This window comes from Labilibaculum sp. DW002, from assembly GCF_029029525.1.
In the GTDB taxonomy this organism is placed as follows: domain Bacteria; phylum Bacteroidota; class Bacteroidia; order Bacteroidales; family Marinifilaceae; genus Paralabilibaculum; species Paralabilibaculum antarcticum.
Genome location: NZ_JAKJSC010000004.1, coordinates 165,182 through 187,533, shown reverse-complemented (window position 1 = coordinate 187,533; position 22,352 = coordinate 165,182). Strand labels below are relative to the sequence as shown.

Genomic DNA, 22,352 nt, shown 5'->3' with positions numbered 1-22,352 from the left:
CTTAAACTAATCTGCATTTTTTTCGATTTCTGTTAATATCGATATTAGCATATTCTAAAACGGTGATAGCTCTCTGAACAACAGGAGCATCAATCATCTTACCATCAATAGCAAAAACACCGATACCCGCTTTAGTATTCTTATAAAACTCAGAATACACACGGTAAGCTTTACGGATTTCGTTTTCGCTAGGATTGAATACCTCGTGAACAGGATCAACCTGACGTGGATTAATCAATGCTTTACCAGCAAAACCTAATTTCTTGATGTATTCAGTCTCCTCTTTAAGACCCTCCTCATCATTAACATCAGCAAAAACAGTATCTAATACATCTAGATTATTAGCCTTACCAGCCATAACGATTCTCTTACGAGCATAGTCGATTCCTGCTCCGTCCGGCGTTTTCACAATACCCATATCAGCCGTTAAATCCTGACCTCCAATAGTGATTGCATCTACACGTGGCTCGCAAGCAGCAATATCGTATACATTAGCAACTCCTTTAGCCGTTTCAATCATTACGTGAATGGTCATCTTTGGATTTTTGATTCCATGCTCTTTTTCGATTCTACGAACCTCTTTCATGAAATCTTTAACATCCTGAACCGATTCCGTTTTAGGAAAACGAATATTGTCTGGCTGCATAGGAACAATCTCTTCCAAATCCGCCAAACCGAATGGTGTTTGCATGTTGTTTACACGAACACAAACTTCGGTATCGTAGAAATTTACGGTTTCAAGCATGCTGCGTACCAAAATACGTGCAGCATCTTTTTGGTTCAATGCTACTGCATCTTCCAAATCAAGTAGTACGGCATCACAGCCATAAACACCCGCTTGTTGAATCATTGCCGGATTATTACCCGGGATGTACAACATTGATCTTCTTTTCTTCTTAGCCATTACAATGTACCCTCCTGAATACCTAAAGAACGTTTAACTGCGGTTTCAACTCTCGCTTTAATGGTCGGTGTTAATGCGCCTTTATCTTTTGCAATAAGGTGCACATTTTCAATTTCCATTACATCTAAAACTTGATTGATGCATGTTTTAAGATCTTCTTCGAACTGCAGCATTACAGTTGAAGAAATGTCAACCTGTCTTCCAGATCCTTCCGCAACTGGCTCTATAAGAACCATAATGTCGCTTGATTCGAAAGTTCCAGCTTGAGCTTTAAACTTAGGTGTCATTGTTAGTGGATATTTGTTAATTTATTACGTGTGATTCGAAATATTTGTACATGCAAATTTTAAGGTCTTTCGATACAAATCAAAGTACTTTCGCGTGTTTTTTTCCTCTTTGGATAATGTTTAAAAACACTTTTTGGAAACGATTGCAGATCAGACCGTTATTAAACACTTAAACTTTGTAAGTAATTAAACCTCTTAACTTTCTCTTTCCAAAGCATATTTTTTATATGAGTTTTATCATAGATCCTAACACTTGATGATTTTATAGTTGCACAATTAAATTTCAGCCTAATATTTCAACTCCTTAACTAAAGAGAATATCAATAAAGATAAATCGAAAAATAGGCATAAAAAAAGATCCTGCTTATTTAGAATAAGCAGGATCTCATTGTTAGTGATTAGTTAGTGGTTAGTAAGATCTCACCACAGTTAATGATGAGAATCAAAAGGTGTGATTTAATTCGATTACAAATGGTTTTTCGTTTTTCTTTTTAAATCGATGACAATATAAGTGTAAAAAATTAATTTACGCAAACGTTTTCATGTTTTTTTTTGAGCCAAGCTTATCTTGATTTACTTAAAATAAATCATCAATTACATTGTCATCAAGTTAATTTCAGTCACCATAAACACCTACCTATTAATATTCAAATAATTAGAAAGCTTTATTCCCAATTGCAAAGACAGATTAATTCGGATTAATAAGCATGATTAACACATTATTTGCATGGGTTAATCGACAATTAAATTAAAATTAATTGCTCAAAGCTATTTTTGGCAGCATAATTTTATCAGAAAATTCAAATGAAGAGACTATCACTGCTATTTTTGCCCCTACTTATCTCATTTACTCTTTTTGCTCAAGAAAGTGTTGTTGATTACGTGAATCCAAATATTGGCGGAATTGGACATATGCTACAACCAACTCGTCCTTTGGTACACTTACCAAATAGCATGATGCGGATTTCGAAAGAACCAAAAGGATATCAGAACCAAAAAATAGAGCATTTCCCTTTTTCAATTGTATCACACAGAAAAGGCACAATTGGAAAATTCATGATCTCTCAAAAAGCAATTTCTAACAATCCTAAAGATTGGGAATCAGATTACGATCATGATCTGGAAGAAGCTAAACCTTATTGTTATTCTGTTTTGCTAGAAGATTCTGACATCGAAATGCAAGTAACAGCAAGTGAGCATGTGTCCTTTTCGAAGTTTAGCTTTACCGATAAAGCTCCTGCGACTCTTTATCTGCAAACAAGAAATATTGGAGAATTTAATATATCCGTAAAAGATAATGTAATAAAAGGCTTTGATATGATTACAGCTGTTGATGGTTTAGATCTCATACACCCTGTAAAGGTCTATTTTGCAGGCAAATTTGATCAAAAGCTATCTACTTACGGAACATTTGATTCAAAGCAAATAAATGCCAAGAACAAATCCATTTCGGGAGAAGAAGTTGGTACTTATTTAAGTTTTGATAATACTGCTAAAGACCTGCATTTAAAAATAGCCGTTTCGTACCTATCAACTGATGAAGCTGAGAATCATTTAAACTCAGAAATACCAAACTGGAATTTTAATGAGATTAGCGAAAAACACAAACAAATTTGGAACAAAGCACTTTCCAAAATCAAAATAAAAGGTGGAAGTCAAGATCAGAAGATCGTCTTTTATACTGCACTTTACAGGTGTTACGAAAGAATGGTGAACATCTCAGAAAATGGGAAGTATTTTAGCAATTACGATCAAAAAATTCATCATGACGAAGGTGTTGATTTCTTTGTTGACGACTGGGTTTGGGATACCTACAGAGCAACTCACCCTTTAATGTTAATCATCGATCCTGAAAACCAATCCAAAAAAATTAATTCGTACGTTAAAATGTACGAACAAGGAGGTTGGATGCCATCTTTCCCTCTTTTTACTGGTGATCATACTTGTATGAATGGTAACCATGCTGCATCAATAATTACCGATGCTTATTTTAAAGGGCTGCACGGATTTGATATTGAAAAAGCATTTGAGGGACTTAAAAAGAATGAATTAGAAGCAACCATGCTACCATGGAAAAATGGGCCAGCAACCGAATTGGATTCCTTTTATCATGACAATGGCTTTTTCCCTGCTTTAAAAATTGGAGAAAAAGAATGGGTTAAAGAGGTTCATCATTGGGAGAAACGCCAAGCAGTGGCACTAACCTTGGGACATTCATACGACGATTGGTGTATTGCTCAATTGGCAAAAGACTTAGATAAAAAAGACGATTACAAACTATTTTCAGAGAAGTCTAACAATTATAAAAATCATTTTGATTCGGAAATTGGCTTTATGGCACCAAAATCGGCAGACGGAGAATGGATTAGACCATTTGATCCAAAGTTATCTGGCGGTTTAGGAGGTCGAGCTTACTTTGCTGAAAACAATTCATGGACCTACACTTGGGACATTCAACATGATGTTGCTGGATTGATTACACTAATGGGAGGAAATGAAAATTTCAATACCAAATTGGACCAATTGTTTGTAGAACCATTCGGAATTCCAAAATGGGATTATTGGGATATTTTTCCAGATGCAACTGGCTTAACAGGTCAATTTGTTATGGGAAATGAACCAAGTTTGCACATTCCTTATTTGTATAATTACTCTGGAGCTCCTTGGAAAACTCAAAAAAGAATTCGTTACCTAATGGATGTTTGGTTCACAAATTCACCTTTTGGTATTTGTGGCGATGAAGATGGTGGTGGTTTATCTGCTTTCTATGTTTTTTCTGCAATGGGATTTTACCCTGTAACGCCTGGTATACCGGAATACAATATTGGAAGTCCAATATTTGAGGAAATAACAATTGATTTAGGGAATAACAAGAAATTAGAAATTACAGCCAAGAACTGCTCCGATAAAAACAAATACATTCAATCGGCAAGCTTAAATGGAAAAGAATTAAAAGGTCCTTATTTCAAGCACGCTGATATTATAAACGGTGCTAAACTGGTATTAGAAATGAGCGACAGACCAAATAAAACATGGGGAACAAATCCAAAGTTCGTTCCTTATTCGATGAGTAAAGATTAGTAAGTTAGTAATAGATCAGTTAGATTAGAACTATTCCACACAAATGGTTCAAATTAAAGCCCCGACTTAACCATCGGGGCTATTCTTTTGTTCTGATCTTACTACCTAGCTCCCACTAAAGATACTGATGAGATTGTATCTCCCATTCCTACTAAAGTCACAGGTTTCTCAATTAAGATTGTAGGAACTGCTATTATTTCTAATTTTTCATCTGTAAAAATACCAGTGCTCGTTAGGTCATTTTCGCCCAATAGCTCTGTTACTTTTTCAGATAGCGCTTCCAGTTCGCCTAAACCAACATCAGAAACTTTATGCCCTTGTGCCCAAAGCAGAACATCTTTAGAGTTTATGGCACCCGTTCCGGCTTTTGCTGCAGCAACAGTGGCTGCCAACTGCATACCATCACGATTTTGCATCGGAGTTACTTTAAAGCCTTTTTTCTGAAGCGTCAGATATAAGCCAAACATATGCAATTGCATTCGCGGACACTTTGTGTATTCATATATTTTCAACATGCCTTCGAACAAGTTAGATGAATTTGTGTTTGCCTCACATTTTACTGCAAGTCCATCTTCCCCGATTACTTCGAGTATATCAATAAGTTCACGTTCGTTAAATCCTAAGCTATCAACACTATCAACCAAAGAATCAATCAAATGCCTTCTCACGGCTTTATCTTGCGTAGAAGCAACTTCTAAATGTAATAAATTATCAGGGCAAGACTTACGCCAGTTGGCAATCATTTCCTTTGACTCATCAATACGATCAGCTCCTTTTGTTCCGTCGGCCAATTCTTCATGTAGCATTTGATATCCGGAAAGGATAATGTATTCTGGATTAACATCCTCATTCGACATGCACTTATCGAAGTTTTCGTCGATATGCAATTTAAAATTTAAAGGGTCGTAAGTAGCGATAAATCGATTGGCTTTAGGGCACATATATGTTTTTCCTCCCAAATTAATTGTATCTCCTTTATCAAATTCAATAATCCAATGAATAAGGGCATTTTCGCCAGTACGATTAACAGTAAAAGCTTGCTCTAATTCGCCATTTGCATTTGTAGTTACCAAGTTTGGAAGATCTAAAAATAATTGAGATTGTTCTTTAGGAGAAGATGCACAATGCACGTAAACAGAATTTACACCACAGATTGCCATTACATTGGCAACAATACCACCTTGGCCTCCCATTTGCAATTTATCGTAGCCAACAGTTTTATTCAGCCACTCAAAAACGTCAACATCTTCTATCAACCATTCTTCTGCGATACCATTCTTAAAACAATTCAGAAAACCACGTATCGCATCTTCGTTGGAACGAATACTGCTCTTTCCTTCTGCAAGAATCACATCTGTATCCAAATTATTTTCAGCAATTAACTTTTGAATTCCTTCACCATTTACCTTAATTACCGCATCTACATTTGCATTAAATGCACTAATAAGGCCGTTAACTTCTCCCATTTTATCCAATTGAGCTGGTGCTGTTTTATAGTTTTCAAGCCATTGTGCTTTTAAATCAGTAGAAGACATTTGAATCTATTTTAGAATTATTAATCTATTTTCTCTCTTAAATTACCAACAAAGAAATAGAAATAATGCACAATGGCTTAAAATAATTCATGAATTGTGCCTGAAAATCACTGCAATGGTTTGCAATATTCCAAATTAAGATCACAGCTTGAATCCAATAGTCAATTCACATCAAAATAGTACAAGGCATCTTGATACCGAATAGGAGATTAAGCAACAAAATAATCCTGCTCACATGGCAAGCAGGATTAATATTTAAATGTAACTCTTATTACAAATTTCGAAAAACCAAATCGCCATCTTCTACATCAATTAAAATCTTCTGATTAGAAGCAATGCTTTCCGACAAAATTTGCTTTGAAAGTTTGTTAAGCACTTCTCTTTGCAATACTCTTTTTATTGGTCTTGCTCCAAACTGTGGATCAAAGCCCGCATTTCCAAGGTAATTAACTGCTGTTTCGCTCAGCTCTATACTTATTTCATTTTTTAGGAGCATCGATTTTACCATCTCGAACTGCAAGCGAACAATTTGCTTGACTTCCTCACGATCCAATGGTGTAAATACAATTGTTTCATCAATACGATTCAAAAACTCCGGACGAATACTCTTTTTAAGCAAATCGAGAACTTCATTTCTGGCTTCCCAAATTAATTCTCCTTTATTGCCCGAATTCATTTTCGCAATCTTTTCCTGAATCAAGTGAGAACCAACATTGGATGTCATGATAATAATCGTATTTTTAAAATCAACAACCCTTCCTTTGTTATCCGTTAATCTTCCATCATCCAATACCTGCAAAAGAATATTGAAAACATCAGGATGCGCTTTTTCAATTTCATCTAACAATACCACAGAATATGGCTTTCTACGAACCGATTCTGTTAACTGTCCACCCTCATCGTAACCAACATATCCTGGAGGCGCTCCAATCAACCTTGAAACCGAATGACGTTCCTGATACTCTGACATATCTATGCGCGTCATTTGATTTTCATCATCGAACAAAAATTCCGCTAAGGCTTTTGCCAATTCTGTTTTTCCAACTCCTGTTGTTCCCAAAAATATGAATGAGCCAATTGGCCTTTTGGTATCCTGTAATCCAGCTCTACTCCTTCGAACGGCATCTGCTACAGCCGAAATTGCTTCCTCCTGTCCTACCACTCTTTTATGAAGTTCAGTTTCCAAACCAAGCAATTTTTGTCTTTCACTCTTCAGCATTCTGTTTACAGGAATTCCCGTCCAGCGCGATACCACATAAGCAATATCCTCACTTCCAACCTCTTCTTTGATCATAGCATCCGAATTCTGGTTAATTTTCAGTTGTTCATTCAAACGCTCGATATTTTCCTCAATCTCCTTAACTTTTCCATAGCGAATCTCCGCAACTCTGGCATAATCTCCTTCTCGTTCTGCTTTTTCGGCCTCGAACTTCAGGTTTTCCAATTCCTCTTTATTGTTTTGAATGCCATCAATTACTTCTCGTTCTGCTTCCCATTTCGCTCTCTGTCGGTTACGTTCATCATTAAGCTCCGCAATCTCACGTGATAAATCTTCTAATTTCTTTTTATCATCTTCACGCTGAATCGCCATACGCTCAATTTCCAGCTGCTTTATGCGTCTTTCAATTTCATCCAGCTCTTCCGGCTTGGAGTTGATTTCCATTCTCAATTTTGCTGCCGATTCATCCATCAAGTCAATGGCCTTATCCGGAAGAAAACGATCGGAAATATAACGCTGGGATAATTCAACAGCAGCAATAAGCGCAGAGTCCTGAATTCTCACCTTATGATGACTTTCGTATTTATCCTTAATCCCTCGCAAAATAGAAATGGCACTCTCCCGGTTGGGTTCACTAATCATCACTTTTTGGAAACGACGCTCCAGTGCTTTATCCTTTTCGAAATACTTTTGATACTCATCTAAAGTTGTTGCTCCAATAGCGCGCAACTCGCCCCGGGCCAAAGCAGGCTTAAGAATATTAGCTGCATCCATAGCACCCTGCCCGCCACCAGCCCCAACAAGGGTATGTATCTCATCGATAAATAAGACGATTTTTCCATCCTCGGCAATCACTTCTTTCACAACAGCTTTTAACCTTTCTTCAAATTCACCTTTGTATTTGGCACCGGCAATTAGGGCACCCATATCCAAAGAGTAAATAATCTTGTCTTTCAGGTTATCAGGAATATCCCCCTTAACCAAACGGTGTGCTAAACCTTCGGCAATGGCTGTTTTACCCGTTCCTGGTTCACCAATCAGCATAGGATTATTTTTCGTTCTTCTCGAAAGAATTTGAAGTATTCTTCGTATTTCCTCATCTCGTCCAATTACAGGATCGAGCTTGCCATTTCGAGCTCTTTCGTTCAAATCAACAGCAAATCTGTGTAAAGAATTAAATGTATCTTCGGCAGTTTGAGAATCAACTTTAGCTCCTTTTCGCAATTCATTTATAGCCGCAACCAAATCTTTTTCATTTATCTGATTGTCCTTTAACAAGCTAGATATTTGCCCCTTTTCTTTTAATAAGCCCAATAAAATATGCTCAAGAGAAACAAACTGATCACCCATTTTATTTGAAATATCAGTAGCTGCTTGCAAAGTACCCGAAGCTTCACGTGAAAGATAAGGTTCTCCTCCACTTACTTTTGGATAGCTTTCAATGATCTGATCGACCACCAATGTAAAGTTTTGTAAATTAACCCCTAATTTCTTCAATAGAAAATTGGTGATATTTTCCCCTTCAAGTAAAACACCTTTTAATAGATGTCCTGTATCAACAGCTTGTTGCTGTTTTCCAGAAGCAACTTGAAATGCTTTTTCTATTGCTTGCTGTGATTTAATTGTAAAATTATTGTAATTCATATTCTTAATTTTTCGATAACATCCACGTAAGGATTAACCTATCGTCTGAAATTATGCTGTCAAATAATCTGCCAATCACTGAGTTTATCATTAAACCTGAAATTATGTCTTACACAGCCACTTAAAGCAAGTCAATTTGACATATTACCTGTGATTTATCTGAAATAATTTCAGACATGTTGATAAACAAACAAAATAATAGCGACACATGTCGATAATTGTATATATTTGCAAGCTGAAAATTAAACATATAAAAATTTAAACAGATGAAAGCAACAACAACTTGGACACAAGGAACAGCTTCAGTTATTACAGATAATAGAGGTCATGAAACCATTATTGACTTACCAGAGGCTAAAGGCGGACAAGATCTAGGTCCAACTGCATTTGAACTTTGCTTAATGAGTTACTCAGGTTGTGTAAATACAATCTTCAATATTGTAGCTAAGAAAATGAGATTTGATTTTACTGCTCTTGAAGTTGATACTACCGGAATTCAAAAAGATGGAGCGCCTACCTTCACTGATGTTGAAGTTGAGCTTAGAGTAGAATCGGAAGCTAGTGATGAGAAGATTGAATCTTGTTTACAAAAAACTTTAAAAATGTGTCCTGTAGGTGTTCTTTTCCATCAAGCAGGTGTAAACACAACTTACAAAATTGAAAAATTACAGAAAGCATAAGTAAAACTTTATAATATTTCAATCCCTTGCCTTTTGGTAAGGGATTTTTTGTTTTAGCTCTGTTTTAACATCTTTTTAACGACTGCAATTGACTTATTGTTTTAGGAACTTAAAATAAAAGATTAACTTGTCTTTTATTCTATTCAAATACAAAACAGCTTAAAAATGAAACAAATATTAGTAGTTGCATTACTATTTTTTAGTATTAGTAGTATTGCTCAAAAAAAAGAAAGTAGTGTTCTTGTTGGTGATAAAGCTCCTATGTTTAAAGCAATGGACCAAAATGGAAATACCGTAACGAGCAATGACATACTAGAGAAAGAGCAATTAATTGTTGTATTCTATCGCGGACAATGGTGCCCACTTTGCAACAAACACCTTTCTCATCTTCAGGAAAACGTGGCTAAATTTAAAGAGGCAGGTGCACGATTAGTAGCTATCTCACCAGAAATTGCTGTTAGCGTTGAAAAAACTGTAAAAAAGACAAAAGCTGAATATTCTGTATTACACGATGTTGATAGCAAAATAATGAAGCAATATGGTGTTGATTTTGTTTTAGCATCAAAAATGGTAGAGAAATACAAAGAGTACGGTATCGACCTTACTGTCTCTAATGGAAATAGTGATCAAATACTTCCTGTGCCAGCGACCTATGTAATTGGAAAAGACGGCATCGTAAAATACGTGCAGTACGATCCAGATTATAAAAATAGATCGAATGCTGAAGAAATTTTAAAACATTTATAATACAAAAAGAGCCGAATTAATCTTCGGCTCTTTTTTTTATATTATTCGCTTATTGTATGTTCGATAGTCTTTAGGCGACATTTTATAATGCGTTTTAAACACGCGATAGAAATAACCAATATTCCCATACCCACAATCCGAAGCAATATTCTTTACAGAAGCATCGGTCATAATTAATAAGCGAGCTGCATACTTAATTTTAGCTTCGTTTATGGTATCCGTTAAGGTCTTTCCGGTATACTTTTTCAAAATTCGATTGCAATGATCCAGCGATTTATTCGCTATGGATAAAAAACCATCAACTCCTTCTTTGAACACTACTGGTGAGTTGTAATTTTCCAGTGCAGACTGCAGCCAGTAAGGCATTTCGGGATCATAACTCTCGTAGGATGGTTCTATTATTTCAAAAATAAACAAGAGCAATCGATCCAAATGAATGTTGTTCTTGGTTTGATTGATGATATGATCAGCTTTCCCACTCAACAAACACAGCTCCTCTTTAGGAACTCGAAAGCTAAATGGCAAATGACTTTTACTCCAGAAATAAAGATTGGTAGCTGGAAAATATCGTTCTCTATAATAATCTAGAGTGCTACTTTTAAAAGCAAGATTGGTAATTGTTAAGCCTTTGGTTGCTGATTTTGCAATAAAGGTATGCTCATCACCAGGACGAAGCGTGCATAAATAACCCGGAAATATTTTCACTTTCTCTCCATTAACCAAATGAAATCCTTCTCCCTCCTCTATCCAAAAAATCTCTGCATAATCATGTGTATGCATCTCAATATCGTCTTTCGAACGCAAGGTGACTCGCGCAAGATGAAAGACCTCTTTTGAATCTGTAAGAAAAGAATCGAGATTAAATTTCATGATTGAATTGGATGATTTAGCCACAGCAAAATAGAATTTTTATTCAACAAATAAAAAAGGGGCTGTATTTCTAAAACAGCCCCCTAACTAAAATCTAATTTCTAACAGATTCCAATATCTATATTCCCCAATTTTTATTTGGCTCTGCTCCCATTTCAAATACCAATTCTCCGCCAGCAACTAAATCTTTATGATCTAATGTACACTTTGAATATGGCTTGCCATTTAATGTTGCCGATTGGATGTACATGTTTTCTCTTGAGTTATTTTTGGCAATAACAGTAAATGTTTTTCCTTCACCCACGTTCAATGAAACCTTATCCAATACTGGACTACAAATTTGATAAATTGGATCGCCAGGACATGCTGGATAGAATCCCATAGCACCAAATACATACCACGAAGATACTTGACCACAGTCGTCGTTTCCAGGAAGTCCTCCAACATCATTAAAGAAATACTTAAAAAGCATATCTCTAACTACTTTTTGTGTTTTCCAAGGTGTCCCAATGAAATTGTATAGGTAAGGTGCATGCATTGAAAACTCATCACCTACATAATACATATCATTATCAAAAAATTCATCAAGGTAAGCTTCTAGTTTCTCATTTCCACCCATAAATTCAGCCAATCCTGGAACATCATGTGGCACTAATAAGGTATGATTCTTATAATATACTTCGGTATCATGATCTGTTCCCTGTGCCCAAACACTGATACTTTTATCGTAAGGAGCTAACCATTCACCATTCAATTTCTTACCACGAACTAAACCCGTTTCCTTATCCAAAACATTTACGTATCGCTTAGAGCGTTTCATAAATTCGTCATGCTGATCATCTTTACCCAAAGCTTTTGCCATTTGAGCAATACAATAATCATCGTAAGAGAACTCAAGTGTTCTAGCAACAGGTTCCCCGTAAAATCCGAAGATGTCGGTAGGTACGTATCCTATATCATTAAAATAATCTATGCCTACTCGACCAGAGAATCCACGATTTCCTTTCACGTTCGCATTTTTCAACATGGCCTCGAATGCTAAGTCTGTATCAAAACCTTTAATTCCTTTCACATATGCATCTGCAATTACTGCATCGGAGTGAGTTCCCATCATGATGCTACGATACCATGGGTTTGGCCATTTAGGAATCCAACCACCTTCTTTGTAGGCATTCAACATTCCGTTAATAATATCAGTAGTTTCCTGAGGTTTTAAAATCACCCAAAGAGGATGCAGAGATCTAAACGTATCCCAAATGGATAAATCAGTATACATTTCTCCTTCGTGAACCTTATAATCGAAAGGACTAAAATACCTTCCTCCTTCATTTAGATTACGAGGGTTTACAAAACACTTGGTTAAGGCAGTGTAGAAAATAGCTTTATCATCTTCAGTACCTTCAACCTGAATCATGTTTAACTCCTTCTCCCATACGGCAGCACTTTTCGTTACAGCTTTGTTAAAATCAAATTCAGGAAATTCTTCTTCCATATTTGCTCTTGCTTGTGCAATATCAATTAAGGAAGTAGCAACTTTCATCTTCACTTTCTCCTGATCTTTGGTAGCAAAAGTTACATATACTGCATTTCCATCAGCGCCTTTAAGTGCCATTTTAGGCCCATGACTAGGATCTAATTTCACTGGCTCTGCACATCGTAATTGCATCTCTGTTGTACTTGATCCATCGTAATATTCAATGCGAATTTCGTATTTCTGCCCCTTTATTAAGTGAACCTTATGAGTATTAGTACCTGTTGCTCTATACATCCACTGATCAATAACCATTTCATCGTTGATGTACATTCGAGTACCATCTTTAGTCGTTAATTCAAATCTGTGTTCTCCTGTATGTCTTGCAACAAAAATTCCTGTATATTCAACCGAAAAGAAGTCAGCTTTAACACCTTTAGCCGGTTCTTTCAGCCAATTGTAGTTCAATTCCGAATAGTTAACAAGTACATCCGGTTTTCCTTCCAACTTATCGTTGTTATAGTATTTAGCTTCGAATCCTTCTGGAACCAGATTAGCATCAACTACATTTGGCAAAACATCTACATTATAAACCTCGAATTTCTTATCAAACTTAGCAACAAAATGATTTTTGAAATGCCCGGCAATAACTGAGTATCCTTCAATTTCATTTCTCTCAGGTATTACTTTATAATTTCCCGGTACAAACACACCATCAATTAATATTGACGACTGATTTGATTCTGGAAAAGTAAACTGAAAAAATGCTGTTTTAGCAGCCGCTGTAAATTCAGCTTTAATATTATAATCATCTAATTGAACAGCGTAGTAATGTGGTTTAGCCACTTCAGTATTATGACTAAATTTAGATGCGCGATCCTCAGCGCCAATTTTTACCTCACCTGTCATTGGCATTACACACATTGCACCCCAATCTCCTACAACTGCTCCATTGGGATAGCGAGTTCCACGAAAGCCTTGAATTGCTTCCTGATCGTACCAATAGGGTACTGGTACCGTAATTACTCTCTTCGTAAAAACCGCAGTTTGTGGTGTCCAATGTGTTAAAGCAGATGGATTACCAACAATAGGTGAAACATAGCCCATCGGTTCTTCTACCTCTGTTACGGTAATATCAGCAATGCTAGCTGCTGTTCCAACTCTTGTATCCACATAGTTTAATACTGATTCTTTCTTTCCTGACTGCGTATTGCACCCAAAAAAGGTAATAAACGCTATACCTATCACAAGGTATTTTCTAAAAAAACATTTCATTTATAATGATTTACAGGTTATCTTATTTAAAAATCGTTTTACCATTTCTAAAGGCTCAACTTACTGATTTAAAATATCTTTTTTTTAGTAGTTTTTTTTATTCCTTTGCTTTCACCCAAGCACTTTCAATATCTTCCAGAGACAATCCTTTTGTTTCGGGTACCGATTTTAATATAAATGGTACAGGTAAACAACATACTGCAAAAATGAAAAATGTTCCTGCAGGAGTTAAAGTTTCTAACATCCAAGGTACAACCTGACCAATAACGGCAGTTCCTACCCAAACCGAGAGCGTTGCAACAGACATTGCTCTACCTCTAACTTTAGTTGGGTAAATTTCAGATAACAATACCCAAAGAACCGGTCCGTATCCAACAGCAAATGACATAATGAATGTTAAGATGAAAACTATCAATAAATACCCTTGAGTCATTTCCAAAATGAACAAAGTTCCAACCGCAATTAGAGAAATGAACATTCCAATAATTCCACCTTTCATTAGATTCTTACGTCCAAATTGATCAATTTTCATGATTGCATAAACCGTTGCAAGCACATTTACAGCACCAATCACAACCTGACCACCTAGCGCATCGCTCAATTGCAGACCTGCTTCTTCCATAATTCTAGGTCCGTAATAAATGATTGCGTTAATTCCTGTAAACTGTGACAAAAGAGCCAAAGCAACACCTACAAATACAGCAATTCTAATTCCTGGTTGCAAAAGCATAGACCATGAGCTTTCGCCCTCTTTCTCTATCGCATTTTTAATCGACTTCAATTCTTTTTTTGCTACCTCGGCGCCATTAATTTTCGCTAATACAGCACCAGCTTCTTCATTTCTGTTCTTAGATGCGTACCATCTTGGACTCTCAGGTACTACAAACATAGCTGCAAAGAAAAGAAGTGCAGGAATAACCTCACTACCAAACATTGAACGCCAAACTTCACTCACAAAAACGGTATGTAGTAAGCTTCCCTCTGCAAAAGAAACACTTGATTCTCCTCCACCTAATAATAAAGCATTCGCAAAATAAGCACAAAGGATACCAAGGGTAATTGCGAATTGATATAATGCAACCATTCGTCCTCTAACATTTGCAGGAGATACTTCTGAAATGTATAGAGGTGATAACATTGAAGCGATTCCAACCCCCAAACCACCTACCAAACGGTAAATAATCAATTCGGTATGACTCCCACATACGGCACATCCAATTGCTGATATTGAAAAAAGTAAACCAGATGCGATCAAGGATTTTTTTCTTCCAAAGCGATCGGATAGTTCACCTGCAAAAGCAACACCAACGATACAGCCAACCAAAGCAGAGCTAACGAACCAGCCTTCCATTACCGTATCCAGTGCAAATTTATCTTTAACGAATCCTATGGTACCGGAAATCACTGCGGTATCATAACCAAATAGAAAACCACCAAAAGCGGCAGCTAATGCTATAAATAGCAAGTAAGTTTTGTTTGTTTTTTGAGTTCGAGATGTCATAGTTTTGTTATTGTTGGGTCTTATTTAGTTATTCCGACTTGGGTATTATCGAATAAAGTTTTTTTAAGTTTTTGGGTCAATTTAATGTGTTCATCCATGCTAAGATTTACAATTTCATATTCTCCCAAATGGCTGTTCTTATCTTCAAAAATCAATACTTCGGCATCTTCGAGCAAAGCAATATTGTGCCAAACCATTTTAGGTATATTATACACAATTCCTTCTTTCATAAAAGTCATTTCATAAGAAACAAAATTGTTATCTTTTCTTTCCGCGGCAATCAATATGGCACTTCCTTTTAAAAGTACAAATAGTTCATCGGTCTTAAAATGTATATCAAGGCTTTTTATATTACCAATTTCTTGATTTTGGATGTAATTAATTTGAGCGACCTGCCATTCACCACTAATATACAGGGGAGAAAAACCTTCTCCCTTATGTCTGTATTCTTGCATTAATTTTATGTCTTTCATCTTAATTCTCTATAATACGATCGACAACCAACTGTCTAAATTCAGGTGTTAGCATTGCAAAATATGCTGTAAATCCAGTAATACGAACTACTAAATCGGGATACTGAGAAGGATTTTTGTGAGCCGCTAATATTTTCTTCTGATCTACAATGTTCACATTAATCAATGTTCCCCCTAGCTTGAAGTGTGTCTTAATTAAGGCAATAAAATTATCTACCTGATCACCTTTTGCCATGGACAAGTCTAACTCTAATTGCATTGGCGCAGTATTTCCATAACCTGGTTGAATTTGAGCAATCGACTTAGCCATACTTGTTGCTGCTCCATCATTTGAAAATCCGGGGTGTGGATTTGCACCGTGAGAAATTGGCGCTTTGGCAAATCTACCATTAGGTGTTGCCTCAAGAGCTTGACCTAAACCAACTGTATTTGCCCATGAAAACCAACCCGGAATAAAACAATGTCCTTTTTCCATATCAGATTCATTTTTTACCAAAGTGGTAAACTCTTTAGAAATCTTTTTCGCCCAAATATCTCCACGTGAATCAACCTGACCATAACGATCGCTTCGATTCATTAACTGACGAATTCTCTCTCCATCAGTTCCGTCCCAATTGCCTTTCAAATGATAATCCAATTCTTCCCAAGTAATTTTTCCTTCATCCTCAATTCTTTGCTCTAATGCTGCAAACGAATCTGCAATTGTTGCCAATCCAGCTCCATCAATTGCAAGATTATAATATTCCGCTCCACCTGCACTTGCATCCAATCCTTTTTCTAAAGGACCGTAACTTAGTAAGTTCAATAATAACTCAGGCTCATTATATCTTTGATGTTCCAATTGAAATCGAATACAATCAGCAGTAACTTTTACTCCACGAATTAAATGTTTATTAAAAATAGAATACAATTTCTCCGTTGAAGCATTTTCAAATCCACCCTCCAACATTTCATTATATGCCACTTGAAAAACTCTACCAACATTGATTTTCACCAAATCATTCATGGTATATTCCAATCCGGGAAGAGACATCCAATTGCAACCTACAGCAATTCTCTTTCTAGCTGATTCCTCTTCGTAACCATTCTTCATATAACCTTCTACAAGCGCTTTATCTCCTGAATAACGAGGCCATGCATTCTTATTTTTAATCAGAAGTTCAACTGATTTTCTCAAAAAATTCTGATCTAACTTATCATGAACACGAATGGTTAAATTCAGCGAAGTATTCACCTTATCACCAGCTTCTAGAATCAAATAAGAAAGATGATTTGTCATATCACCACCTTTACCATCTGGTCCTCCCATTTGCCAATAAATAGGGTCATTTATTAAGAAACATGCAAGCTGATAAATTGCAGCTTCATCATCGAGAATTCCTTCCTCTTTATCTTTCAAATAAAATGGATACAAAAGCGTATCTAACTGTCCGCCTGCACCATCACGATTGTAGGTTCTTGAAGAAAGGTGATACCAAATCATCCATTGGCAAGCTTCTCTGAATGTTTGTGGAGCATCATTTAATACATTTTGATTTACTACAAGCATTTCTTCAAGATTTGCCTTTAATGCCTCATCTTTCTCAAGCTGAAGCTTTCTTTTTATTTCTTCAATTGTATTTTTGATCCAAACCTGAATGCTTAGTACAGCTCGTTCATGAGAATCATAAAACAATCTAGTTTCTTCATCTTTGGCATTTAAATCTCTATATTTCCTAATTTTATTAAGAATACCACCCCATCCTAATTGTAATCCTAACTCGTAATCAGGTGCAAAATGAGCATCAAAACCAATACCATCTATAATATTGTACTTTTCAATTTCTGGCTTTAAGTGATCGTAAGAATAATCAGGATTAAATAGATTTGGTCTCATTTTAGACATGAAGTACATCCATCTTCCTGCAAATGCATCATTAGGATCAACGTAGGTTGGATGCTTTTGCATCAAATCACAGAAGTTATCAGTCCAAGCTTTTACGCCATAAAATGAACCATCTTCATGGTTAGGTATAATTTCCCAAGCGCCCTCTTTAGGTGGTACAATTCTTCCATAATCATCCTCATCCAACAAACCTTCAACTTGAATCTTATTATCAGTTTGATTCAGTTTCCTTTCTTTCAAGGCCGCAATTCTATAGTCGTACTTTGTCTTCATGATACCTATTCTAAATTCTTTTTAAATTTCTTACACAGTTTAGCCACTTCTTTCTGTAATTGTTCAAAGTGGTCTTTACTTAGCTGATCAAAATTTGGCATTTGATCTTCTATGCCTAAAGCTTTGTATTTTCCATTTCCTAGACTATGGTATGGCAAAAGTTCATAGTTTATCAAACAATCCAATTCGCTAACAAAATCAGCAATTGCGCTCAATTCTTTAACATTATCATTCACTCCAGGAATAACCGGTGTACGAATGATTAAGGATTTACCTAAGTCATTTAATGCTTTGATATTTTTTAGAACCAATTCATTTCCCAAGCCTGTCCATTTCTTGTGCAATTCGGAATTCCACAATTTAATATCTACCATAAACAGGTCGGTATATTCGGCTACACGTTCAACTAATTCGGTGTTTGAATGCAAGTTGGTTTCAATAGCAGTGTGAATTCCCCTCTCCTTGCATTTTTTGAATATTTCGATCACAAATTCAGCTTGTAACAATGGTTCTCCTCCCGAAATGGTAATTCCTCCACCCGATTCTTCAAAAAATTCACAATCCTTCTCAACAGCTTTCATTACATCATCTAAAGACACATCTTTACCTATAAGCTCTAAAGCTCCTGTATAACATGATTCTGAAATTGTAATCAATTCTGAAATTGAAAATTGATTAGGCTTCACCAATAAATTTGGAGTGAATTCTGATTGAAGTGATGCTTGATGACAAGCTTTGCAATCAATGCATTTATCTTCAAGAAACTGAATTTGTTTGCTATGCCTCCATGTTTCTGGGTTATGACACCAAGTACAACGCATGTTACAACCTTTCATAAAAACAGTTGTCCTTATTCCTGGTCCATCGTGAAGAGACATGCTTTGTATTTGTGTAATTCTACCCATAATGCTTTACTACAAAAATAAGGCACAAGAATGACCAAATACGTACAAAACATCACATGTAAACGTTTTTTTATTACACTATAGCGATATTAAGAATGATTCTTAGTTGAGAAATTTAAATGCAAAAAAAGAGGCTGATTTAAATCAACCTCTGTATATTATTTCTGACGTTTTCGTGTTATTAGAATGTGGCCATCAGGTAATATCTTAACCCACAGAATTTCGAAGAATAGTAATGCTCTTCTTAGCACATCAAAATAAAGTGTAAAATAAAAAAACAAACTTGTAAGCCAAACAATTAAAACATTAAACCAAAAGGTATCAACTAAATAATCTCCAATACGTTTTCTAGAGGCATATAATTGGGCACGTCCCGTTTTATTCTCTGGTATTTGAAAAATAGGATCTTTCAATTGAATTAATTCACCTTTGTAATCAATAATTTTATTTAACTCCCTTCGATTCAGCACAATTTGCTCAATCGCCTCATTGTGATGTTTCTGTTTGTATGTAAATAAATGCTCTTTACCTCCAAAATTTTTTAGAAGGTTTGCATATACTTTATCTCTCTCATTTGATGCTTTGCTGTATTTAGACCAGCCATTTTGTTTTATCGTTTCCAACCATTTAAATAAGCCTTCAGACGAATTTTTCAAATAAGTAGTTGAATACTCAATTCCATTAGGGGCTTTATAATCCTGCACCAATTTTGAAAATTCATTCTTTAACAACTTGTATTGCTTCTTATCTCCTGTTCGTAGCCAATTTTGATAACGTTGCTTCACTTCAGGGATATAGAAAGAAGAGCGAAACGAATTTTCACTCATTTCTTGTTCCAAATCAAAAAACTGCCTTTCGAATTCATTATTCTTAAACTGTTCTACAACCAAAGCTTCGTATGCCCAACGAGAAGTCATTAAATCTCCAACGAGAGGAACATATTTTTGAGATGTTATGGTTGGGTGCAATTTTGTGAAATTTACAATTACACCTGAAAACAAAAGTTGAGGTACTAAAATGAAAGGTATAGATACATAAACGGCTACAACAGTATTTAGTGCTGAAGATAAATTTAAACCAATCATATTGGCACAGGCCGAAGCAGTGTATAAAACAAGCCAATACTCCCAAGTTAATCCCTTAATTTCCAAAATCGTGTTGGCAACTAAAACAAATAACATAGTTTGAAATGCAGATATCACCAGCATGATGATCACTTTCGAATTTAAGTAACTAAAGCGACTTAAATTCAAAAAAGATTCTCTCTTCATGATCCTTCGATCGTGTAAAATTTCTTCTGCAGAAATAATCAATCCTAGAAAAAGAGAAACAACCACAGCCATAAATATAAAAGATGGAATGTTCTCATTATTTGAAAAAACATAAGCACTTGAATCACCTTCTGTTCCACTAATATATTTGGTAAAATATCCTAATATCACAGCTAATATCGGCGCTTCAAATAGCGTAATCAACATGTATTGCTTATTGCTTACTTTTGCTTTTAAATCCCTCGACAAATAGATTTTCAGCTGCTCTGTTCTTTTGGGAATACTAAAATAATTAGCAGGAATCAGCCTTTTTCGTTTTGGTTTCTTTACTGGATGCTTCGATTCAATCTTCTCTTGATACAATTCATACCATTCATCAGAACTTCTCTTACGCTTCCTTATTTGTTTCCCGTATTCATTCATCATACGAGCTTCCACAATTCTTAATATCTGTTCAGAATTTACATTACCACACGATAAGCACTCACTCTCATCTGCCTTAACGTAATGGCTTTGTGTTTTGAAATAAACAACAGCATCGATAGGATTACCAAAATAAATCACTTTTCCACCCGTGTCCATAATAATAAGCTTATCCAAAAGCTTGAAAATATCAGATGAAGGTTGGTGAATGTTACACATTACCAGTTTACCTTTTAAAACCTGTCTTTTCAGCAATAGCATTACCTTCTCCGAATCCATACTAGACAAGCCTGAAGTTGGTTCATCAACAAATAGAATAGATGGTTCTCGCATTAATTCTAAGGCAATGTTCAGTCGCTTTCTTTGTCCACCACTTAAAACCTTATTAATTGGATCGCCAACCTTTAAATCACGTGCTTCAACCAAATCAAAACTTTCAACTGTATCGTCAATAATTTCCTCTATTTTTTCATCAGAAACATCATCAAAACACAATTTGGCATTATAATATAAATTTTGGTAAACCGTTAATTCTTCTACCAGTAGATCGTCCTGAGGCACATAACCAATTACACCTTCTAATTTTTCCTTATCGTGATGTAAGTTGTAACCATTAATAAAAATATCACCTTGATTTAAAGGCAAATTTCCATTTAAAACATTTAGCAAGGTAGATTTACCAGTACCACTACCTCCCATTACACCAATCAGTTGTCCTGATTTCACCTGGAAATTAACTGGAAATACACCATTATTCGACCCTGGAAATTTAAATTCAATATCCTTGGCAACAAAACGTATGTCGGAATGATCTTTACGCTCTATAAATTCAGATACAATTTGAGAATAGTAAATTGGGTCAATTCTATGACTTCGTACCACAGAACCATAGGAAAGAACATATGGTCTATCGTATTTTATATTATGCCCATTCAAAAATAAGTTGTATTCCCCAAAATACTTAATTAAATAGGTCTTGGTACTTTCGATACGAAGAACAAAAACACGACCACGTAATTTTGAACTAAAAATGTGCTTTACTACTTCATGCTCAAAATTATCATTAGCATCAATAATCAATAAATACTGATTAAAAGGAATTGAATATTCATCGCCTAAAATAAATTGATGACTGTATTCAAACTCATCCTTAGAAATCTTAAATGTTTTGGAAACAGTCTTTACTAAACTAAGCTCCTCGGGACCAGCGAATTCTGCCTCATCAATAAATTCAAGTAACTGAAGCATGATCCATACTTTCTGTTCCTGATCAACCTCTTCAGCTATTTTAACACAAACATCTTGAACCTGAACGTGCTTATTTATCACACAAGTCTCATTTTCTACATCACAATGAGACTCTAGTAAATAGCGATCAAAATTATCCAAGTAAATTTCGAGCCATTCCTTACTAAATTGTTTTTCAAGATAATGTGCTACAACATCATGCGCAGCAACCTCAAAACCAACCTTTTGCTCATCAACAATAATGGCAAAAAGTTTCATTAAGGCATTCAGTACTGACTCATTCATGGGGCTTCTATAGGGTATTAGATTTTGCTAAGGGCCTAATTTAGATAATTTATACGAGCTATAAAAAGTTCTGTATTATGAAGCATAAAATTAGATAATAATAATTGACATTTTTATTCACAAACTATCTTTTTAAATAATTTTAACATCAATAATATAACGTTTATCACTTTTTTTCGTACATTTAGAATATTGAGGCGAATAAAAATAAATTTTCATAGATTTTAGATTAGGTTAGTAAATAGTGGTTAGATGAAAACCTGAGTGGGGACTCAGGTTTTTTTATGTCCATTTTCTACAGATGTTTAATCTTCTTTAACATCTGTTAAATGCACTTAACTAAACATTGCCGTATGTTTGTAATGTAGACGGCTG

Annotated in this window: 14 protein-coding genes; 3 read left to right on the top strand and 11 right to left on the bottom strand. The window is 35.5% G+C overall.

Annotated elements, in window-relative coordinates; translation table 11 throughout:
• Position 1: 1 nt before the first annotated feature.
• Both L3049_RS16095 and citD read right to left on the bottom strand, forming a co-directional pair.
• Complete coding sequence (locus L3049_RS16095; protein WP_275110842.1) at positions 2-904, bottom strand: HpcH/HpaI aldolase/citrate lyase family protein; 903 nt, start codon at positions 902-904, stop codon at positions 2-4.
• A complete protein-coding gene (gene citD, locus L3049_RS16090) occupies positions 904-1,191 on the bottom strand; it encodes a citrate lyase acyl carrier protein (protein WP_129254520.1) in 288 nt (95 codons plus the stop codon). Before citD ends, L3049_RS16095 begins: the two co-directional genes overlap by 1 nt.
• Before the next feature lie 804 nt (positions 1,192-1,995).
• On the opposite strand from citD, the gene L3049_RS16085 reads away from it, so the two are divergent.
• The gene (locus L3049_RS16085) at positions 1,996-4,272 is read left to right on the top strand and encodes a GH92 family glycosyl hydrolase (protein ID WP_275110841.1); all 2,277 of its coding nucleotides are present in this window, start codon (positions 1,996-1,998) and stop codon (positions 4,270-4,272) included.
• Between the two features lie 101 nt (positions 4,273-4,373).
• Here L3049_RS16085 and L3049_RS16080 read toward each other — a convergent pair whose 3' ends face one another.
• Together L3049_RS16080 and clpB are read right to left on the bottom strand one after the other, a co-directional pair.
• Positions 4,374-5,807 carry an ADP-dependent glucokinase/phosphofructokinase gene (locus L3049_RS16080; RefSeq protein WP_275110840.1) on the bottom strand — a complete coding sequence of 478 codons (1,434 nt, stop codon included), beginning with the start codon at positions 5,805-5,807 and terminating at the stop codon, positions 4,374-4,376.
• A 271-nt stretch (positions 5,808-6,078) separates the two neighbouring features.
• Positions 6,079-8,670: an ATP-dependent chaperone ClpB gene (gene clpB, locus L3049_RS16075; RefSeq protein ID WP_275110839.1), complete on the bottom strand. Its 2,592-nt coding sequence runs from the start codon at positions 8,668-8,670 to the stop codon at positions 6,079-6,081.
• A 266-nt stretch (positions 8,671-8,936) separates the two neighbouring features.
• Here clpB and L3049_RS16070 point away from each other — a divergent pair, with 266 nt between their 5' ends.
• Positions 8,937-9,350: an OsmC family protein gene (locus L3049_RS16070; protein WP_275110838.1), complete on the top strand. Its 414-nt coding sequence runs from the start codon at positions 8,937-8,939 to the stop codon at positions 9,348-9,350.
• Positions 9,351-9,515: 165 nt separating this feature from the next.
• Positions 9,516-10,097, top strand: coding sequence for a peroxiredoxin-like family protein (locus L3049_RS16065; protein ID WP_275110837.1), 582 nt, complete (start codon positions 9,516-9,518; stop codon positions 10,095-10,097).
• Between the two features lie 36 nt (positions 10,098-10,133).
• Here L3049_RS16065 and L3049_RS16060 read toward each other — a convergent pair whose 3' ends face one another.
• The 7 genes from L3049_RS16060 to L3049_RS16030 form a co-directional block, all read right to left on the bottom strand.
• Complete coding sequence (locus L3049_RS16060) at positions 10,134-10,967, bottom strand: AraC family transcriptional regulator (protein ID WP_275110836.1); 834 nt, start codon at positions 10,965-10,967, stop codon at positions 10,134-10,136.
• Positions 10,968-11,085: 118 nt separating this feature from the next.
• Positions 11,086-13,713: a GH92 family glycosyl hydrolase gene (locus L3049_RS16055; RefSeq protein ID WP_275110835.1), complete on the bottom strand. Its 2,628-nt coding sequence runs from the start codon at positions 13,711-13,713 to the stop codon at positions 11,086-11,088.
• Positions 13,714-13,810: 97 nt separating this feature from the next.
• Positions 13,811-15,214 carry a sugar porter family MFS transporter gene (locus L3049_RS16050; protein WP_275110834.1) on the bottom strand — a complete coding sequence of 468 codons (1,404 nt, stop codon included), beginning with the start codon at positions 15,212-15,214 and terminating at the stop codon, positions 13,811-13,813.
• Between the two features lie 20 nt (positions 15,215-15,234).
• Positions 15,235-15,687, bottom strand: a complete 453-nt coding sequence (locus tag L3049_RS16045; protein WP_275110833.1) for a hypothetical protein — start codon at positions 15,685-15,687, stop codon at positions 15,235-15,237.
• A gap of 1 nt (position 15,688) precedes the next feature.
• Positions 15,689-17,845 carry a pyruvate formate lyase family protein gene (locus tag L3049_RS16040; RefSeq protein WP_275110832.1) on the bottom strand — a complete coding sequence of 719 codons (2,157 nt, stop codon included), beginning with the start codon at positions 17,843-17,845 and terminating at the stop codon, positions 15,689-15,691.
• Between the two features lie 5 nt (positions 17,846-17,850).
• Positions 17,851-18,750: a glycyl-radical enzyme activating protein gene (locus tag L3049_RS16035; RefSeq protein WP_275110831.1), complete on the bottom strand. Its 900-nt coding sequence runs from the start codon at positions 18,748-18,750 to the stop codon at positions 17,851-17,853.
• A 158-nt stretch (positions 18,751-18,908) separates the two neighbouring features.
• A complete protein-coding gene (locus L3049_RS16030) occupies positions 18,909-21,977 on the bottom strand; it encodes an ATP-binding cassette domain-containing protein (protein WP_275110830.1) in 3,069 nt (1,022 codons plus the stop codon).
• Positions 21,978-22,352 lie beyond the last annotated feature (375 nt).